This window comes from Streptomyces cellostaticus, from assembly GCF_023630175.1.
GTDB lineage: Bacteria > Actinomycetota > Actinomycetes > Streptomycetales > Streptomycetaceae > Streptomyces > Streptomyces cellostaticus_A.
In genome coordinates this window covers 101,668-117,229 of sequence record NZ_JALLIN010000024.1, presented here as the reverse complement: position 1 = coordinate 117,229, position 15,562 = coordinate 101,668, and the positions used below count along the sequence as shown (strand labels likewise).

The 15,562-nt window shown below is 69.4% G+C and carries 15 protein-coding genes and 1 tRNA gene; 9 read left to right on the top strand and 7 right to left on the bottom strand.

What is annotated here, in order from left to right:
* Positions 1–62: 62 nt before the first annotated feature.
* The 3 genes from MXD57_RS17235 to MXD57_RS17225 all read left to right on the top strand — a co-directional run bounded on the left by MXD57_RS17235 (position 63) and on the right by MXD57_RS17225 (position 3,172).
* Entirely contained in the window at positions 63–1,268 is a 1,206-nt protein-coding gene (locus MXD57_RS17235) for a DNA polymerase III subunit delta' (RefSeq protein ID WP_250402344.1), read from the top strand.
* 97 nt (positions 1,269–1,365) lie between these two features.
* Positions 1,366–2,991, top strand: a complete 1,626-nt coding sequence (locus MXD57_RS17230; RefSeq protein ID WP_250402343.1) for an alpha/beta hydrolase — start codon at positions 1,366–1,368, stop codon at positions 2,989–2,991.
* A gap of 107 nt (positions 2,992–3,098) precedes the next feature.
* Positions 3,099–3,172, top strand: a tRNA-Thr gene (locus MXD57_RS17225).
* Positions 3,173–3,299: 127 nt separating this feature from the next.
* Here MXD57_RS17225 and MXD57_RS17220 read toward each other — a convergent pair.
* Together MXD57_RS17220 and MXD57_RS17215 are read right to left on the bottom strand one after the other, a co-directional pair.
* Positions 3,300–4,943 (bottom strand): tyrosine-type recombinase/integrase, encoded by a 1,644-nt coding sequence (locus MXD57_RS17220; protein WP_250402342.1) that lies wholly within the window; start codon positions 4,941–4,943, stop codon positions 3,300–3,302.
* Positions 4,940–5,641 (bottom strand): helix-turn-helix domain-containing protein, encoded by a 702-nt coding sequence (locus MXD57_RS17215; RefSeq protein ID WP_250402341.1) that lies wholly within the window; start codon positions 5,639–5,641, stop codon positions 4,940–4,942. The genes MXD57_RS17220 and MXD57_RS17215 overlap by 4 nt, the downstream gene beginning before the upstream one ends.
* Positions 5,642–5,735: 94 nt before the next feature.
* On the opposite strand from MXD57_RS17215, the gene MXD57_RS17210 reads away from it, so the two are divergent.
* The 6 genes from MXD57_RS17210 (at position 5,736) to MXD57_RS17185 (ending at position 12,328) form a co-directional block, all read left to right on the top strand.
* On the top strand, positions 5,736–5,966 hold the full coding sequence (locus tag MXD57_RS17210; protein ID WP_250402340.1) for a hypothetical protein: 231 nt from the start codon (positions 5,736–5,738) through the stop codon (positions 5,964–5,966).
* Between the two features lie 233 nt (positions 5,967–6,199).
* Positions 6,200–7,492: a DUF3631 domain-containing protein gene (locus MXD57_RS17205; protein WP_250402339.1), complete on the top strand. Its 1,293-nt coding sequence runs from the start codon at positions 6,200–6,202 to the stop codon at positions 7,490–7,492.
* Positions 7,493–7,916: 424 nt separating this feature from the next.
* Positions 7,917–8,771, top strand: a complete 855-nt coding sequence (locus tag MXD57_RS17200) for a DUF2637 domain-containing protein (protein WP_250402338.1) — start codon at positions 7,917–7,919, stop codon at positions 8,769–8,771.
* A gap of 332 nt (positions 8,772–9,103) precedes the next feature.
* Entirely contained in the window at positions 9,104–9,637 is a 534-nt protein-coding gene (locus MXD57_RS31805; RefSeq protein WP_308290802.1) for a MobC family plasmid mobilization relaxosome protein, read from the top strand.
* A complete protein-coding gene (locus MXD57_RS17190) occupies positions 9,634–11,346 on the top strand; it encodes a relaxase/mobilization nuclease domain-containing protein (protein ID WP_250402336.1) in 1,713 nt (570 codons plus the stop codon). Before MXD57_RS31805 ends, MXD57_RS17190 begins: the two co-directional genes overlap by 4 nt.
* Positions 11,347–11,470: 124 nt before the next feature.
* The gene (locus tag MXD57_RS17185) at positions 11,471–12,328 is read left to right on the top strand and encodes a hypothetical protein (RefSeq protein WP_250402335.1); all 858 of its coding nucleotides are present in this window, start codon (positions 11,471–11,473) and stop codon (positions 12,326–12,328) included.
* Here MXD57_RS17185 and MXD57_RS17180 read toward each other — a convergent pair.
* The 5 genes from MXD57_RS17180 to MXD57_RS17160 all read right to left on the bottom strand — a co-directional run bounded on the left by MXD57_RS17180 (position 12,316) and on the right by MXD57_RS17160 (position 15,553).
* Complete coding sequence (locus MXD57_RS17180; RefSeq protein ID WP_250402334.1) at positions 12,316–13,110, bottom strand: aldo/keto reductase; 795 nt, start codon at positions 13,108–13,110, stop codon at positions 12,316–12,318. The two genes, MXD57_RS17185 and MXD57_RS17180, sit on opposite strands and share 13 nt — an antisense overlap.
* Positions 13,107–14,303, bottom strand: a complete 1,197-nt coding sequence (locus tag MXD57_RS17175) for a JmjC domain-containing protein (RefSeq protein ID WP_250402333.1) — start codon at positions 14,301–14,303, stop codon at positions 13,107–13,109. Before MXD57_RS17175 ends, MXD57_RS17180 begins: the two co-directional genes overlap by 4 nt.
* Before the next feature lie 83 nt (positions 14,304–14,386).
* Positions 14,387–14,557, bottom strand: a complete 171-nt coding sequence (locus MXD57_RS17170; protein ID WP_015507450.1) for a hypothetical protein — start codon at positions 14,555–14,557, stop codon at positions 14,387–14,389.
* A 169-nt stretch (positions 14,558–14,726) separates the two neighbouring features.
* On the bottom strand, positions 14,727–15,029 hold the full coding sequence (locus MXD57_RS17165; RefSeq protein WP_250402332.1) for a hypothetical protein: 303 nt from the start codon (positions 15,027–15,029) through the stop codon (positions 14,727–14,729).
* A 29-nt stretch (positions 15,030–15,058) separates the two neighbouring features.
* On the bottom strand, positions 15,059–15,553 hold the full coding sequence (locus MXD57_RS17160; protein WP_250402331.1) for an ATP-binding protein: 495 nt from the start codon (positions 15,551–15,553) through the stop codon (positions 15,059–15,061).
* Positions 15,554–15,562 lie beyond the last annotated feature (9 nt).

Genomic DNA, 15,562 nt, shown 5'->3' with positions numbered 1-15,562 from the left:
TCGGTGCCCGCCCGCACAATGGAGGGCGGGACGCGGAGTGTGATGGAAGGACGGCGTGACCCATGACCGTGTGGGACGACCTCGTCGGACAGGACAAGGTGAGCGCGGTGCTCGACGGCGCCGCGCGGGACGCCGACGCCTTCGTCACGGCCGCCGCCGCGGACCGGCCGCCGCCGGAGGCGTCGAGGATGACGCACGCGTGGCTGTTCACCGGCCCGCCCGGGGCCGGCCGGAACCAGGCGGCACGGGCCTTCGCCGCGGCCCTGCAGTGCGTGAGCCCCGACCGGGCGCTCGGCGGAACCCCGGGCTGCGGGTTCTGCGACGGCTGTCACACCGCGCTGCTCGGCACCCACGCCGACGTCAGCACGGTCGCCGCCGTGGGCGCCGAGATCCTGGTCAGGGACATGCGGGACACGGTCCGCAAGTCCTACACCGCCCCGGCCAACGGGCGCTGGCAGATCATCCTGGTCGAGGACGCCGAGCGGCTCAACGAGAAGTCCGCGAACGCCGTCCTCAAGGCCGTGGAGGAGCCCGCGCCCCGCACGGTGTGGCTGCTGTGCGCCCCCTCCGTCGAGGACGTCCTGCCCACGATCCGGTCCCGCTGCCGCCACCTGAACCTGCGCACGCCCCCGGTGGAGGCCGTCGCCGACATGCTCGTGCGACGCGACGGCATCGAACCCGGCGCGGCCATGGCCGCGGCGCGTGCCACCCAGGGCCATGTCGACCGGGCCCGCCGCCTGGCCACCGACCCCGCCGCCCGTGAGCGCCGTGCCGCCGTGCTCAGACTCCCGCTGCGGCTGGACGAGGTCGGGGCCTGCCTCAGAGCGGCCCAGGAACTGGTCGACGCGGCCGCCGAGGACGCCAAGCAGCTCGCCGAGGAGATGGACGGCAAGGAGACCGAGGAACTGAAGGCGGCGCTGGGCGCGGCCCAGGGCGGCCGGCTGCCACGCGGCACGGCGGGGGCGGTGAAGGACCTCGAGGAGATGCAGAAGCGCCGCCGAACGCGCACCCAGCGCGACAGCCTCGACGTCGCCCTCGGAGATCTCACCGGCTTCTACCGCGACGTCCTCGCCCTTCAGCTCGGCTCACGGGTCGCCATCGCCAACGGCGACACCGAGGACGCCCTGGACCGGCTGGCCCGCGGCAGCAGCCCGGAGTCCACGCTGCGCCGCATCGAGGCGATCGCCGCCTGCCGTGAGGCCCTGGACCGCAACGTGGCACCGCTGCTCGCGGTCGAGGCGATGACGATGGCACTGCGGGCGGGGTGAGCCGGGCGTACGGTGGTTGACGCACTTCGTCCCCCGTACGAGGCCACGCCCTCGTACGTCGCGTACACGAAACGTCGCTCAGCGTTACGATCGCCCGATGCACACCTGGCCCTCCCTCCGCCTGCCCCGACGGGCCGGCCGGACCCGCACCTCGACGCGCGCCGGAACCCGATCCCGGGCGACGGCCCGGGTCACGGGTGCCCTGGTCGCGGCCACCGCGCTGCTCGTGTCCGCCTGCTCGGCCGGGGGCACGACCACGACGTCCGCCGGTGCGGCCGAGGCGGCGCTGGCCGCGCTGCCGCGGGCCACGCCCGCCGCACTGGCCCCGTACTACGGACAGCACCTGAGCTGGCGGGCCTGCGGTGTCCCCGGCTTCCGGTGCGCCACGATGAAGGCGCCGCTGGACTACGCCGACCCCGGCGCGGGCGACATCAAGCTGGCCGTGGCCCGCAAGAGCGCCACCGGCAAGGACAAGCTCGGCTCGCTGCTGGTGAACCCGGGCGGCCCGGGCGGCTCGGCCATCGGCTACCTGGAGCAGTACGCCGGGGTCGGCTACCCCGCCGAGGTCCGCGCGCTGTACGACATGGTCGCCGTGGATCCGCGGGGCGTGGCGCGCAGCGAGCCGGTCGAGTGCCTCGACGGCCCCCAGATGGACACCTTCACCCGGACCGACGTGACCCCCGACGACCAGCGGGAGAAGAACGCGCTGGTCGGGCAGTACCGCAAGTTCGCGGAGAGCTGCGGGGCGCACTCGGCGCGACTGCTGCGGCACGTGTCCACCGTCGACGCGGCACGGGACATGGACATCCTGCGGGCGGCGCTCGGCGACCCGAAGCTGAACTACGTGGGGGCGTCGTACGGCACCTTCCTCGGGGCGACGTACGCCGGTCTGTTCCCGGACCGGGTGGGCCGGCTGGTCCTGGACGGCGCCATCGACCCCTCCCTCGGCTCCCGCAGGGTCAACCTGGACCAGACGGCGGGCTTCGAGACGGCGTTCCAGGCGTTCGCGCGGGACTGCGTACAGCGGTCCGACTGCCCGCTCGGCGGCAAGGGCACGACTCCCGCGCAGGTCGGCGACCATCTCAAGGCGTTCTTCCGCAAGCTGGACGCCCACCCCGTCCCGGCGGGCGACCGCGAACTCGGCGAGTCGCTGGCCACCACCGGGGTGATCGCGGCGATGTACGACCAGGCGGCCTGGGAGCAGCTCCGCGAGGCGCTGACCTCGGCGATGCGGGAGAACGACGGCGCCGGCCTGCTCGCCCTCTCCGACAGCTACTACGAACGTGACGCGAAGGGCCGCTACAGCAACCTGATGATGGCCAACGCCGCCGTGAACTGCCTCGACCTGCCGCCGGCCTTCACCGGCCCGGAGCAGGTGGAGAAGGCGCTGCCCACGTTCGAGAAGGCGTCCCCGGTCTTCGGCGCGGGCCTGGCCTGGGCCTCGCTGAACTGCGCCTACTGGCCGGTGAAGGCCACCGGCGAGCCGCACCGGATCGAGGCGAAGGGTGCCGCCCCCATCGTGGTCGTCGGCACCACCCGCGACCCGGCGACCCCCTATCGCTGGGCCCGGTCCCTGGCCGGCCAGCTCTCCTCCGGCCGCCTCCTCACCTATGTCGGCGACGGCCACACCGCATACGGCCGCGGCAGCTCCTGCATCGACTCGGCGATCGACGCCTACCTCCTCAACGGCACCCCGCCACCGCCCGGAAAGCGCTGCTCATAGCCCACTTAGCCACCCCGGAGCCCCTCGCTCCGGGGCGGGTGCGAAGCACCCCCCGAAACTGTGTAGACTTACCGACGTTGCCGATCGCACCATGGTGCCGGCAGCGCGCCGCTTTAGCTCAGATGGCCAGAGCAACGCACTCGTAATGCGTAGGTCTCGGGTTCGAATCCCGAAAGCGGCTCGGTCAAACCCCAGGTCACATAGCCCGTGACCTGGGGTTTCCTGTTGTTCGAGGTATGGCCTCTCACGCGGCCGGGGTGCCGTGACTTTGCTTGCGTGAGCGATGCGTGAGCGGAGCCGCTGGGGGCCTACTTCTTGGGCACCCGGCGCTTGGCCTTCTTGTCCGCCTCGGCCTGGACTTTCGCCTTGTCCGTCGGCTTGCCGCCCTTGGTCTTGCCGGAGTTCCTGGCCTTGTTTTTCTTGGCCGCCTTGCGTGCGGTCTTTTCCGCCTCGGCCTTGCGCTGAAGGGGGACCAGCTTCGCGGTCGCCTCGGCGGCGCTCCTGCCGACCTGGGGGAGAACGCTCTGGTAGATGTCCCGGGTGATCCGGGTGTCACTGTGCCCGAGTGTGTCCGACACGATCTTGATGTCGATGTCGGCGGCGAGCATGAGCGTGGCCGCGCCGTGGCGCAGATCGTGCAGGCGTATCGGTGGGAGGCCGGACGCGGCGACGAGGCGCTCGAAGAGGTCGGTCACCTTGCCGGGGTGGAGCCAGGAGCCGTCTTCCTGCGTGAAGACGTGGCCGGTGTCCACCCAGGCCGAACCCCACTCCTCGCGGGCCGCGTCCTGGCGTTCACGGTGGCGCTTCAGGACGTTGACGGTGTCGTCGTCGAGCGCGACCACGCGGTAGCCGCTGTCGGTCTTGGGGTCGGATGCCTCAATCTCCCAGCCGTCCTGCACGAGTTGGGATGAGACGGTGAGCGAGTGGGTGTCGAGGTTCGTCTCCGACCACGGCTGCCCGCACGCCTCGCCACGGCGCAGGCCGCGGAAGGCGATCAGGTGCCACATCGCGTACAGCCGGTCCTCGGCGACGAAGTCGAGGAAGGCACCGGTCTGCTGCGGCGTCCAGACCATCACGGGCGACGGTTTCTCGCCCGTCTGCTCCCACTTGGCGACCCGCTCGTCCGTCCACACGAGCGCCTTCGGCTTGCGCACGGGGTCGATCTCGACATGAGCAGCGGGGTTGAAGGTGATGACCTGCTGACCGATCGCGTCGTTCAGAGCCGCGCGAAGGGTCGCCTTGACGTGCTGACGAGTGGCGGGGCCGGTGATGCGCCGGAAGGGCGGCATCTCGTCGATCGCGGCCTTCATCGCCCTGCGTCGAGCTCGGTTCTCGACGCCCGTCCACGGCACGGTCGCCAACTCGTCGATCGCGGCTCGCCGCTGGGCGTTGTCCTCCAGGATCTGGGCGTTGGCGTCGCTGATGTCCGTGAACATCTCGCTGAGGTGGCTGACGCGCAGCCGGTCCAGACGCCGGTTGCCGATGCGCGGCTTCAGGTGGACGCGGATGTCGGTCTCGTAGCGGTTGAGGCCGGACTTGCGTATGCGCTTGCCGGACAGCCACCGATCGAGCCATTCGGCTACGGTCAGGCTGCCAATGAGGTCCTGGCCGGCGTTGAGGCGCCGCCGCGTCTCCTCGACATCGGGCAGGGGCGAGCGTTCGCGGCTGACCTCGGCCAGCATCTCGGCGATGAGTTCGTTGCCCTCAGGGTCGTCCGAGTCGGCGAGTCCGAGGAGGGCGCGTACGTGGTCGAGGTCAGCCTGGGCCGTCTTGAGGCTGCCGTACCCGCCCCGGGCGAAGGAGCGGCGGCTGCCGTCCTCTCGCGGTGAGAGCTCCTGGCGTATGGAGTAGGTGCAGTGGTTCCTGCTGTTGCGCCTGGGGCAGGAGGTGCCGAGTTCCTTGCCGGTCTTCGGGTCACGGCAGGAGCAGCGGCGGTAGGTGGAGCCCTTCAAAGATCATTCTCCTCAGTCGTGTCGGGATCGCTCCCGGGCATTTCGATCGCGCTGACCACGTCGGGCCAGAGGAATGGGGGCGTGACGCCCTCTTCCTGGATGAAGGCGCGGATTCTGTGCAGGCGACTCTTGGCCTCGTCGGCCGCCTCGGCGGCGCGCGCTTGGGCGCGGAGGGCCTCGGCCTTTCGGTCGGTGTTCGGGGCGGTCGCGGCGTCGTAGCGGGCACGCTCCTCGTCGAGCTGCGCGCTGCGCAGTCGCTCTTGGGCGGCGTGGTGAGCGCGGAAGTAGCGGAGCATGTCGTCGTCCGCTCCGAGATCGGTCTCCTCCCCGGTGAACCGGCGCAGCGCGTCCATCGACGTGGTGGGGTGCTGGAGCGGGAGTCGCTGCACGTCATCGACGTAGCCGACGGGATAGACGAGGCAGATGGGCGGGGTGTTCAGTGCTTCGGCCAGCACGATGACGTCGACCAAAGGGAGGTTGGAGCGGCGTCCTGACTCCATGTTGGCGATGACATTGCGAGGGATCGGGTGGCCGATCTCCGCGCACTTGTCGGCCAAGTCCTGCGCGCTCCAACCCAGTTCCTTCCGTCGTCTGCGGACCTCGCCGGCCACGGTGGACATGACCTGGTCCACCCACTCCGGGATGTCGTCCTCGTCGTCGGCCTTCTTTGATCCATGGTGACTACGGTGCTGTGTCATAGAGACACATTAGCTCGCTTAGCGTTGATTCCAAGACCTGGAGACGGGCGCGTAGGTCGCGTTCGCCGTGGGCTCAGTCATGGATGGAGTGCGCATGCGCGAGGATGAAGAGGCGGGTCGAGCGAAGGGGATGAGCCGCGAGGAGCTTCTGGGGCTCCCTGTCGCTGTTGACCTGGAGACGGGCAATCGGGCGCTGGGGCTCGGTCGGAGCAAGGGGTACGAGCTGGCCAAGCGCGGCCAGTACCCGTGCAAGGTGCTTCGGCTCGGGAATGCCTACCGGGTAGTGACCACAGACCTGCTGGCCTTGCTGGGCCTGGCAGCGTGAAGCGTCTGACGTACGGTAACCGCTTCTGCGCTGAGCTGACACAGAAACGCTGGACTGTGGCGCGACGTGGACGTACTGTCCGTGGTCGCTCGCGGTGCCGAGAAGCCCGCGAGAAGAGGGAGAGCCTCCGGCGGTGCAACGCCGGAGGCCCCGAGACTCCCCAGCAATTCGATGAGAACCGACCCGGCGGCAGGGGCGTGCAAGCCCGACACCGCCAGAGGAGGAGCCACCCAGTGCAACCCGAGAACCCCGACTACTATTCCGCCCCTGCCCGAGCGGCCTGGCCCGCCACGGCCATCCCCGGCCAGCCCGACACCCACCCGCGCTCCGCGCGGGCTGACGGTTCCACAGCGGACCCGGACGACGGCAGGGGCAGCGAGGCAGATCCGGCGAGGGGCCTGGAGTCCATCCCTGACGCGGAGCCGACACCGGGCTCGGAGCTGCTGGACGAACTTCGCTCTCAGATAGCCCAGTTCGTGATCCCGCCCTCATCCGAGGCGCTGGACGCGATCACCCTGTGGGTGGCGGCAACGCAGCTCCAGCCCGCGTGGCAGCACGCCCCACGGCTGGCAGTGGTGGGGCCTGCGAAGAGGTGCGGGAAGTCGCGGCTCCTGGACGTGCTGACCGAAACGGTCCACGAGCCGATGCTCACCATCAACACCACACCAGCGGCCATCTTCCGATCGATCAACGAGGAAGAGCCGCCGACGCTGCTGGTGGACGAGGCCGACACCATCTTCGGACCCAAGGTCGCGGAGAAGAACGAGGAGACACGCGGCCTGCTCAACGCCGGACACCAGCGCGGCCGGTACGTCACCCGGGTCGTAGGCAACGACCACACCCCGCACAGGTTCGCCACCTTCGCCATGGCGGCCATCGCGGGCATCGGAGACCTGCCGGACACGGTCATGGATCGGTCGGTCGTCATTCGCATGCGCCGCAGGGCCGAGGGCGAGAAGGTCAAACCCTTCCGCTCGCGACGCGACATCCCAGCCCTGCACGAGCTGCGCGACCGCATCCGTATCTGGGCCCTCCCGCTGTTGGAGGACGCCGCGAGCCTGGAGCCGGACATGCCGGTCGAGGACCGAGCTGCCGATACATGGGAACCCCTGGTGATCGTCGCCGACCTGGCAGGCGGTCGCTGGCCACGGCTCGCGCGGATCGCGTGCGCGCGAATGGTCGCCGCCGAGGTGGCGGCCGAGGGCGAGCACCCCAGCGGGGCGCGCATCCTCGCCGACATCCGGCGGGTCTTCTTCGCCCAGCGGGAGGCGGACAGCCTCTCCACCGAGGACCTCCTGCATTACCTGAACGCCGACGCCGAAGCCCCGTGGGGAGAGCGAGGGCGCTACGGCCTGACCTCCCGGGAACTCAGCGGGATGCTGCGCGACTACGGCATCCGGCCCGGCAACGTGCGCATGGCCGACCGGTCCCAGCGCAAGGGCTACATGCGCAACAAGTTCCTCGACGCGTGGCGACGGTACTGCCCCAGCGTCCACCCAGTCGACGCCCGTCGTGGCGAAGGCTGACCCTCACCTCCCAGGTTTGCCGTACTTGCCGTCCCTGCCGTGATCTCGCAGGTCAGGGCACACACCGGCAAGACGGCAGCCGAGGGCAAGACGGCAACGCACGCGTCTCCGCACGTTAGCCAGCCAAGGGGGCAGCGTCCAGATCCGTCTTGCCCCGTCCCAAGCGTCCTCGCCGTATCACCGCAGCTCACAGTCCTGCTCACCGGGACGGTTACCGCAACGCGGCCGTCCCGGCGGGTGCAGCCCCCCACCGGACAGAACTGGACCGGAAGCTGCCGCTTCCCTGTCCCGAGTCGGGACAAGACGCTGGTGCTGCCCCCTCCGAGACGGCACTTCCCAAGCGTTGCCGTCCCGCGCTGACCTGCACGTGCAACGGCCGAGACGGCAAAGACGCCACATACAGCTATCCCGAGGAGCTTCCCGCTTGACCGCCCCGCACCTCACCACGCCATCACCTCAGCTACGAGATGACGCTCGCACTGAAGGGCAGTCGCAGAAGCTTGTTGACGCCGAGCAGCTCGCACTCGGCGCGGCTGGCATCGTCATCGTCGCCCTGACAGCCGGAGCGTTCTGGCTGTCCTACGCGCACCTCGCCGACGTCGCCGGCCAGCACGGGCTGGGTGCGTCCCCCATCCGCCGGTGGGCCTGGCCCGCCACGCTGGACGCATTCATCGTCGCAGGCGAACTCCTCATGCTGCGCGCTGCGCTGCGGCGTACAACCGACCACTGGGCGATCGCCGTCACCGCGGCCGGATCGATCGGCTCCATCACGTTGAACGTCGCCGGGGTCAGCGGCACGGACAATGTACGCAGCGTCCCGCTCCTCGACTACGTGGTCGCTGCCGTTCCTCCGGCCGCCGCGATGGTCGCCTTCGGCGTCCTGATGCGACAGATACACCAGCTCGTGGCACCGGCTGGCGACTCAGAGGACACCGGTTCCGAACACGCGCGGAACCGGCCGGTCGGTGACCTCAGTGCCGGCCTACGGCAGGAAGCCGCTGCCGACGACCCGCAAACCTTCGGAGACGAACGGACGGAACCCAGGTCCAAGGTCCCCAAATCCAAACCGGCCGGTGGTCGTCCGCCGAAAGCCACCATCGCCGAACTGGCGGACATCGGCCGGGCCACCGGTCACCAGCACGGCAAACTCACGCGCGGCCTGCTCCGAGCGGCCGTGAAAGACCGAGACCTGACGATCGGCAGCGAGCGGCAGACCGAAGTCATGGAACTGCTTCGGCCGGAGCTCGAAGCCACCGGCATCGAAGTCTCCAAGCGCTGACACCGGCCCTGCTCGGGTGACCGGAACCCTTCCGGTCACCCGAGCACCTGCCAACCGCCTGGGCAACGTGATGGCCGCGTTGCGTAGACGCCGTGACCCTGTTCGCCGAGTCGTACCTGGAGCATCTTCCTTTGCAGCACAGCCAGCGCCTACCTGACGACACTCCTGTTGAGCCACCTGTCTCGCCGCAGTCCCCTACGCTGCTGTCGCGTCTGCGGCGGGCGTTCGGACGGACGGCCCCTGGCGGAGCCAGTAGTACCCCGAGTCCGACTCAAGGCCGGTCTTCGTGGGTCTCCGCCCCGGGGGAGGCGGAGACGGCCCAGCGCCAGGGGGTGCCGAGCCGGGAGGTCGGAGCCGAGGGCGGCCCCGACTCGGACAAGCTTCACGCCGTACAGCAACAGATCCTCCGTTCCCCGTCTGCCGTCGAGCCGACGGCTGGCGAGGCAGCCGTGCAGAGCGTGCAGCCGGCGATTCGCCGTTTCACCGGCACCAAGCGGACCGTCCGCGTCGGCCCGCTGCGCTTCACCGGCGACGAGAACGCCTCGCTCCAGGAGGCTGCCGCCGAGCACGGCTACAAAGGGGAATCCGGCTTCGCCGCCGACATCGTCCTCGCCTTCATCAACGGTCGGTTCACAGCGAACCTGCCGCTGTCCGAGGACCGCCGCCGCACCCACATGTTCCGCGCCCAGGTGCTGCGCGAACTCAACCGGATCGGCGTCAACGTCAACCAGATCGCCCGTGCCCTCAACAGCGACCTCACCCCACCTGACCTACGTCACCGTCTCGATGAGCTGCACCACCTGCTGGAGCTGATAGCCGAGGCCCTGCGCGAACCCGCCGAATTCAGGAAGGACCAGGCCACGTGATCGCCGCCATCAAACCGGCCGGAGCCAACACTCGCGGCCTGCTCGCATACCTCTACGGACCCGGCCGTCATGACGAACATCTCGACCCGCACATCGTCGCGGGCTTCGCCATGCTCGGCATGCCCGACCCAGGCCGCGACCAGGACGCCACCCTCACCCAGCTTGCCCGCCACCTCGACGAGCCCGTTCACCTTCGGAACGGCGAGTTCGGAAGGCACGTCACCGACCACGTCTGGCACTGCCCCGTCCGCGCAGCCCCCGAGGACCGGCACCTCTCCGACGCCGAGTGGGCTGACATCGCCCAGCGGATCGTCGAAGCCGCCGGCATCGCTCCGCCCGGAGACGACCTGGCGTGCCGGTGGATCGCTGTACGCCATGCGGACGACCACATCCACATCCTCGCCACCACCGTCCGCGAGGACGGCCGTCGGCCCAAGCTCCACGACAGCGGCATCCGGATCGGCGACGCCTGCCGCCAGATTGAGACCGATTACGGCCTACGCCAATTGAAGAAGGGCGACCGCACCGCCGGACGCCGCCCCACCCAAGTGGAGATGCACAAGGCCGAACGCCTCGGCTGGAAGGAGACCAGCCGCGACTGGCTCCAGGACCGTATCCGCGCCGCCATCCCTCATGCCGGCAGCGCCGAGGAACTCCTCGCCTATCTCGAAGCCGACGGCATCGCGGTCAAGCCGCGCCGCGGACCGTCCGGAGACCTCCTCGGCTATGCCGTCGGCCGCCCCGGCGACCTCAACAAGGACGGCGAACAGATCTTCCACCCCGGTGGAAAGATCGCTCCCGACCTCACCTTCCCCAAGCTCAAGGCCCGCCTGGAAACCACCGGGCCAGAGGAATACCCCACTGCCCGCCGAGAGCGACTAACCACCCCCTGGCACCAGGCCACCGACGCTCTCGACACCCTCCACTCCGACATGGCCGACGACACCCACGCCCAGGCCCACATCACGGCGCTCGGCGAACTCATCGAGGCCAGCGCTCAGATGGCCCCTGACCACTTCCGTGCCGACCTACGAGCCGCTTCACGGGCATTCGCCCGCGCGCAGCGCTCCCAGATTCGGGCCGAGAACCAGGCCGCCCACACCCTGCGTCGGGCGGCCCGCGACATCGCTCACACGGCCACCGGCCCCGACGGCAGTGCCTTGGCGGCTCTGCTGGCCGCCCTCGTCTGGGCCACGATCGTCGCCACCCGCTGGCACGAGGCGAGGAACCACGCCCACCAGGCCAAAGCCGCCCGCACGGCCCTCCACCACCTCCAGAACGCCGCCGATCACGCCCTCACGCCTGTCGTCGACAAGCTCACCAGCCGCCACCCCAGCGAACAGGTCCGACGGACCCTTGCCCATGACGTACGCGCCGCCGTCCCCGACCACGCCGACCGCATCCTCACCGACCCCACCTGGCCAGCCCTTGCCACTGTCCTCGCCGATGCCGAAGAGGGCGGCCACAAGCCCCACCTGCTCCTCAAAGAAGCCGCCGACCGGCGTGAACTCACGTCCGCCCGACAGCCCGCCCGCGTCCTGATCACCCGCATCCAGCACACCAGCCGTAACCCCGCTCCCAACCGCAGGGCCGAAGCGGCACGGCGGAAGACGACCACCTGGACACCGGCAATGGGCGCCGGCACATCGCTCACGCAGTCGACCAATCCCGTGGCCGAACCAGGACAGCATCGCCGACTCGGGAGGTGACAGGTGGCGCCGACAGCGGTGCGCTGCGTAGTCCGGCACGCCGCTCAAGGCGATCGCCAGGGACTACGAATGGGCGGTGCGAAAGGGACCATCACGGCGCATCCCACGCTGCTACCGTCGCTCTATGACGCTCTCGGTTCCCACCGGTCAGGCTGTCGATCTGCGAGTGCAGCCGGTCGACGAGATTCTTGATCAGGTCGAGCGATCACTCCAGACACGGCTCGACCGGGACACAGTGGTGCGCAAGCGTCGTTCCGTGGGTGCACGAACTGGTCGTGACACCTGGGTTCGGGTTGAGCGGCGCCTCGTGGACAAGATCGGCGATCAGGGGTGGAACGGCACTGAGTGCGCCGCTCGTCTGAACGGCATCGCCCAGCCCGAATGGCAGGCGTGCGTCGTATGGCGGGACGCAGACGAGCCCGTCATGTGGCGGGCTGACGAGACAGAGCTCCTGCCCGGAGACCCCGTCGGTACCGCCGTGCTGAGCGAAGACCCCAAACTCCCGGACGAATGGTGGCGTGCCTTCAGCTCCTCGCTGGACGCCCTCGCCGCACAGCGGACGAGTCGCGTGGCCTCACCGGACACCGAGACCATCACGCAGGCCCTCGTCACCGGGACCATCCGCGCCACGTTTCCCAACTCCTTCGACACCACCGTTGAGCAGTGGGTGCCGGCCCATGCGGACCTGAACTGGGCCAACATGAGCGCGCCGACGTTCTCTCTCTTCGACTGGGAGGACTGGGGTAACGCGCCACGTGGGTTGGATTCCGCATCACTGTGGGCGAGTTCGCTCGCCGTCCCGGCTCTGGCGGACCGCGTACTGCGGGAGCGGCGCGCAGACTTCGCGAGCCGGGACGGGAAGCTGATGACGCTCTTCGTGTGCTCGAAGATCCTCGGCCCGGACGCTCACCCGCAGGACCCCCGGCTGGAGCCTGCGCGGCACATGGCGGAACAGATCCTCCAAGACCTTCAGGCGGACTGAGTACTCGGGCGGTCACGGAGCAGCGTGCGGTACTCGGCGACGGCCTGCTCGTCGGGGACGGCGGCCAGGGCGCCGACGAGTTCTCCTAGGTGCGCGGGTTCGTCCGTACCGACCGCTACGGCGCCGACGCTCGGCAGTTGGTAAGCCACCCGGAAGGCCGCTTGTGCACGGGAGTACCCGCCGCCGTCACGCAGGAAGACCCGGGAGTCGACCCGAGCCCACACCGGCGCCTTGATGCTGCCGCCGAAGGGGCTCATCCCCCACATCGCGCCCGTGCCCAGGCCCCACGCCTCCATCAGGGCCTCGGCGGCATCGAGTGTTCCGACGCCCACCAGCAAGCCGGCCCGCACCATGAGCGTGGAGGGGTTCGGTGCGGATGCGTCGACCAGAGGTGGCAGCGCCGTAGGGTCCCAGGTCGCGATGCCCCACGCGGCGCACAGCCCGCGTGATGTCGCACTGGCGAGGGCTGCGCACGCCTCGGCGAGGGCCTCGCTCGACTGGGCGGTGCCCGGCGTGAGCGAGTGTTCCGGGTTGTGCAGGAACACCAGGTCCGGCTCCCGCCCGAGGGCACGGGCCGCTTCCTCCACCGAGTTGTGCAGTCGTTCGGGGGCGAGGGAGTGTTCGGCCCCGCTGATGCCCGGGAAGTAGCCCACCTTGGTGGAGAGATGGAACTTCGGCAGCAGGTCGCCGGCGACCCGTGCCAGAACCTCGTGCGAACGGAAGTGGAGGTAGTTGGTGCTGGTGTCGAGCACGGTTACGCCGAGGTCCAACGCGCCGATCAAGAGCCGACGTTCATGACGAGACCGGTGTAGCCCGAGGACAACTCGGTGGTCAGTGTCGCGCACAGTTCCTCCTTCACCAGGATCTCCGCCACTTCCGCCACCTCGGCCCCGACGAGGGCCGCCGCGCGCTCCAGGTAGACGGGTCGGCCGCTGAGCAGCAGCCGCAGCGCGGGCACGGCCTTGGCCGCGAGGGTGAGCCGCTTGCCCGAAGCCACGACAGTGACGGTCTCCCCGCTCTCGTGGATCTGGGGCGGGAAGTGGGTGGTGCACACCACGGCGTCGAGCGGGGCCAGGATGTCGAGGTACGGGACGTGTCGGGGGAGTGTCGTCGCCTGCTCGTACGCGGCCAGGTAGTCGGCCGGGGAGCGCTCGCCGATCAGTCGGGTGGCGGCTTCGAGCAGGGCTTGGCCACCGACCTGATCTCGGCGGTCCAGGTCGTGCCGGAAGATCTCCTGCTCGCGGCACCAGTCACCCAGCCACGCCAGCCAGCTCGCTCCGGTGCGCTTGGTGATGCCGAACGTCACGTGGAGGCTCTTTCCCGAGCCGCTACCGGTCCGGGTCGCCTGATGCCAGTGGCCCCGCGGGATGTGCATGACGTCGCCGGTCCTCATCACGCCGGACCAGACGATCTCTTCGGTCGGCGTGCTGTTGGGGTCGGCGTCCCGGTACATCGGCACCGGGCGGGAGGTGCCTCGCACCTCCCACTCCTTCTCGCCCGCGAGCTGGACGATCACCACGTCGTGATCGTCCCAGTGCAGAGGGAAGCCCGCCGCATCGTTCGTCGTCAGGTAGGCGTTGACCTGAACCCGCTCGTGTGACCACCACTGCAACGCCCGGCAGGCGACCTCCATCGTCGGGTCGAAGACGTTGGCCTGGTCGAGGATGAGCGTCGCACCTTCGTCCAGCAGCCGGCCCAGACTGCGCATGTTGACCATGGGGATGCTCTGGCCGCGGGGACTGACGCTGTCGGTGTAGTAGACGGCCGGGTGGACTTCGTCGCCTTTCTGGAAGCACCGGAACTGCGGGCGGCTGAGGCTCCTGCGCATGGCGATGTCGAGCAGGTGGTTCGGGGTGAGGATGCGGGAGACGAGGGCAGCGTCGCCCATGTTCCCGCGCGCGAAGCCCTTGCCGATCTCTTCCGGGCCACTCCATCCCAGCGCCCTCTCGATGGCGCTGATCAGTTGGTGTTCCATCACTGCCTCCTTGGGTGCGGTTACGTGAACGTGGACGCGGCGGGGGCGACACGAAAGGCTCTGTCGCCCCCGCCGCCTGGGTGCTACTCGGTGTCGGTCAGGTTTCCGTCACCGCCCGGCCACGGCGAGTCGCCGGAGCTTCCCTGGTTGTCGGACCGGAGGCTGTCGTACCGGTCGTGGACGGCGGTCAGTTCTTCAACCGCCACCAGGAGGCCACTCGGGGCCGGCGGCGTTGTCGTCGTACTCTGTGCCACCTCGTGCTCCTTCCTCTTCGGTTCTCCCGCCGGGGTTCCGGCGGGAAGTCCTTTTGGATCGCGCAGGCTCCGTCGGTGCCTGCGCGATGGCAGACATGCGTACTGCAAGCCGTCCCAACAGCCGCAGGGGAACGGAGATGCGGGGACCGCGGAATCGTGAGGGGTGCTCTCAGCGCGAAGGTCTCGGTCCGTCAACCTGGGGGAGAGCAAGGTCCTGGCGCACATTGGCTTGCAGGACGCGCTGGTCCAGCTCGTACAGGCAGGCGCGGCAGGAGTAGAGGGCCGCGTGCATGCCGCTGGAGAGGACAGGCCCGATCCACGTCACCTCGACGCCGTGACGTCCGCACCAGAGCCAGCACTCGCCGCTCGGCTCCCAGCCGTGGCGGTCCCAGAGCGCGTAAGCAGTCAGCTCACCTGTGGCGGGATCGATGTCCCGACGCGTCGGCCTGAATACGACGTCGGGTTCAGTCATCGTCGCCAGACGAAACGCGTGCCGCCCCATCAGGCGGTAGCCAAGGCATACGACGACGGCACTGTTCGGCCGCGAGGACTTGGCGACCGAGCCCCGGACAACTGGCTCAGGACGGCGGTTCCAACGGCGGGTGTCGACTTCGGAAGTGCGATCTCGGCCCACACGTGCTTCCCGCCTCGGGCGCGCTTCCAACCCGACCGAGCTGCGAGGAAATCGACCAAGACCAGACCGCGACCGCCCTCGTCCTCCACATCTGAGCAACCCAACTTCGGAACAGTGGAGTTGGTGTCGAGCACGTCGATTACCAAGCTGCCTGAACTGTGGGACAGGGTGACGGTGATGGGCCCGCTGCCATGGATCACGGCGTTGGTGATGAGCTCGGAGGCGACGAGGCCGATTGCGTCGACTGTCTCGTCATCCAGAGGGACGCCCCATGCGCGCACCTTGTCAATGACCCTGTGCCGAGCGGGCGATACCTCTTCCTTCGTGCCCGTGAGGGCGAAGTGAGTCACGAGCGTGGGCATGGCGGACGC

Coding starts and splice junctions, on each gene's coding strand:
- MXD57_RS17185 (WP_250402335.1), top strand. CDS start 11,471: ATGACGCTCTCGGTTCCCACCGGTCAGGCTGTCGATCTGCGAGTGCAG.
- MXD57_RS17160 (WP_250402331.1), bottom strand. CDS start 15,553: ATGCCCACGCTCGTGACTCACTTCGCCCTCACGGGCACGAAGGAAGAG.
- MXD57_RS17235 (WP_250402344.1), top strand. CDS start 63: ATGACCGTGTGGGACGACCTCGTCGGACAGGACAAGGTGAGCGCGGTG.
- MXD57_RS17215 (WP_250402341.1), bottom strand. CDS start 5,641: ATGACACAGCACCGTAGTCACCATGGATCAAAGAAGGCCGACGACGAG.
- MXD57_RS17230 (WP_250402343.1), top strand. CDS start 1,366: ATGCACACCTGGCCCTCCCTCCGCCTGCCCCGACGGGCCGGCCGGACC.
- MXD57_RS17175 (WP_250402333.1), bottom strand. CDS start 14,303: ATGGAACACCAACTGATCAGCGCCATCGAGAGGGCGCTGGGATGGAGT.
- MXD57_RS17210 (WP_250402340.1), top strand. CDS start 5,736: ATGCGCGAGGATGAAGAGGCGGGTCGAGCGAAGGGGATGAGCCGCGAG.
- MXD57_RS17165 (WP_250402332.1), bottom strand. CDS start 15,029: ATGACTGAACCCGACGTCGTATTCAGGCCGACGCGTCGGGACATCGAT.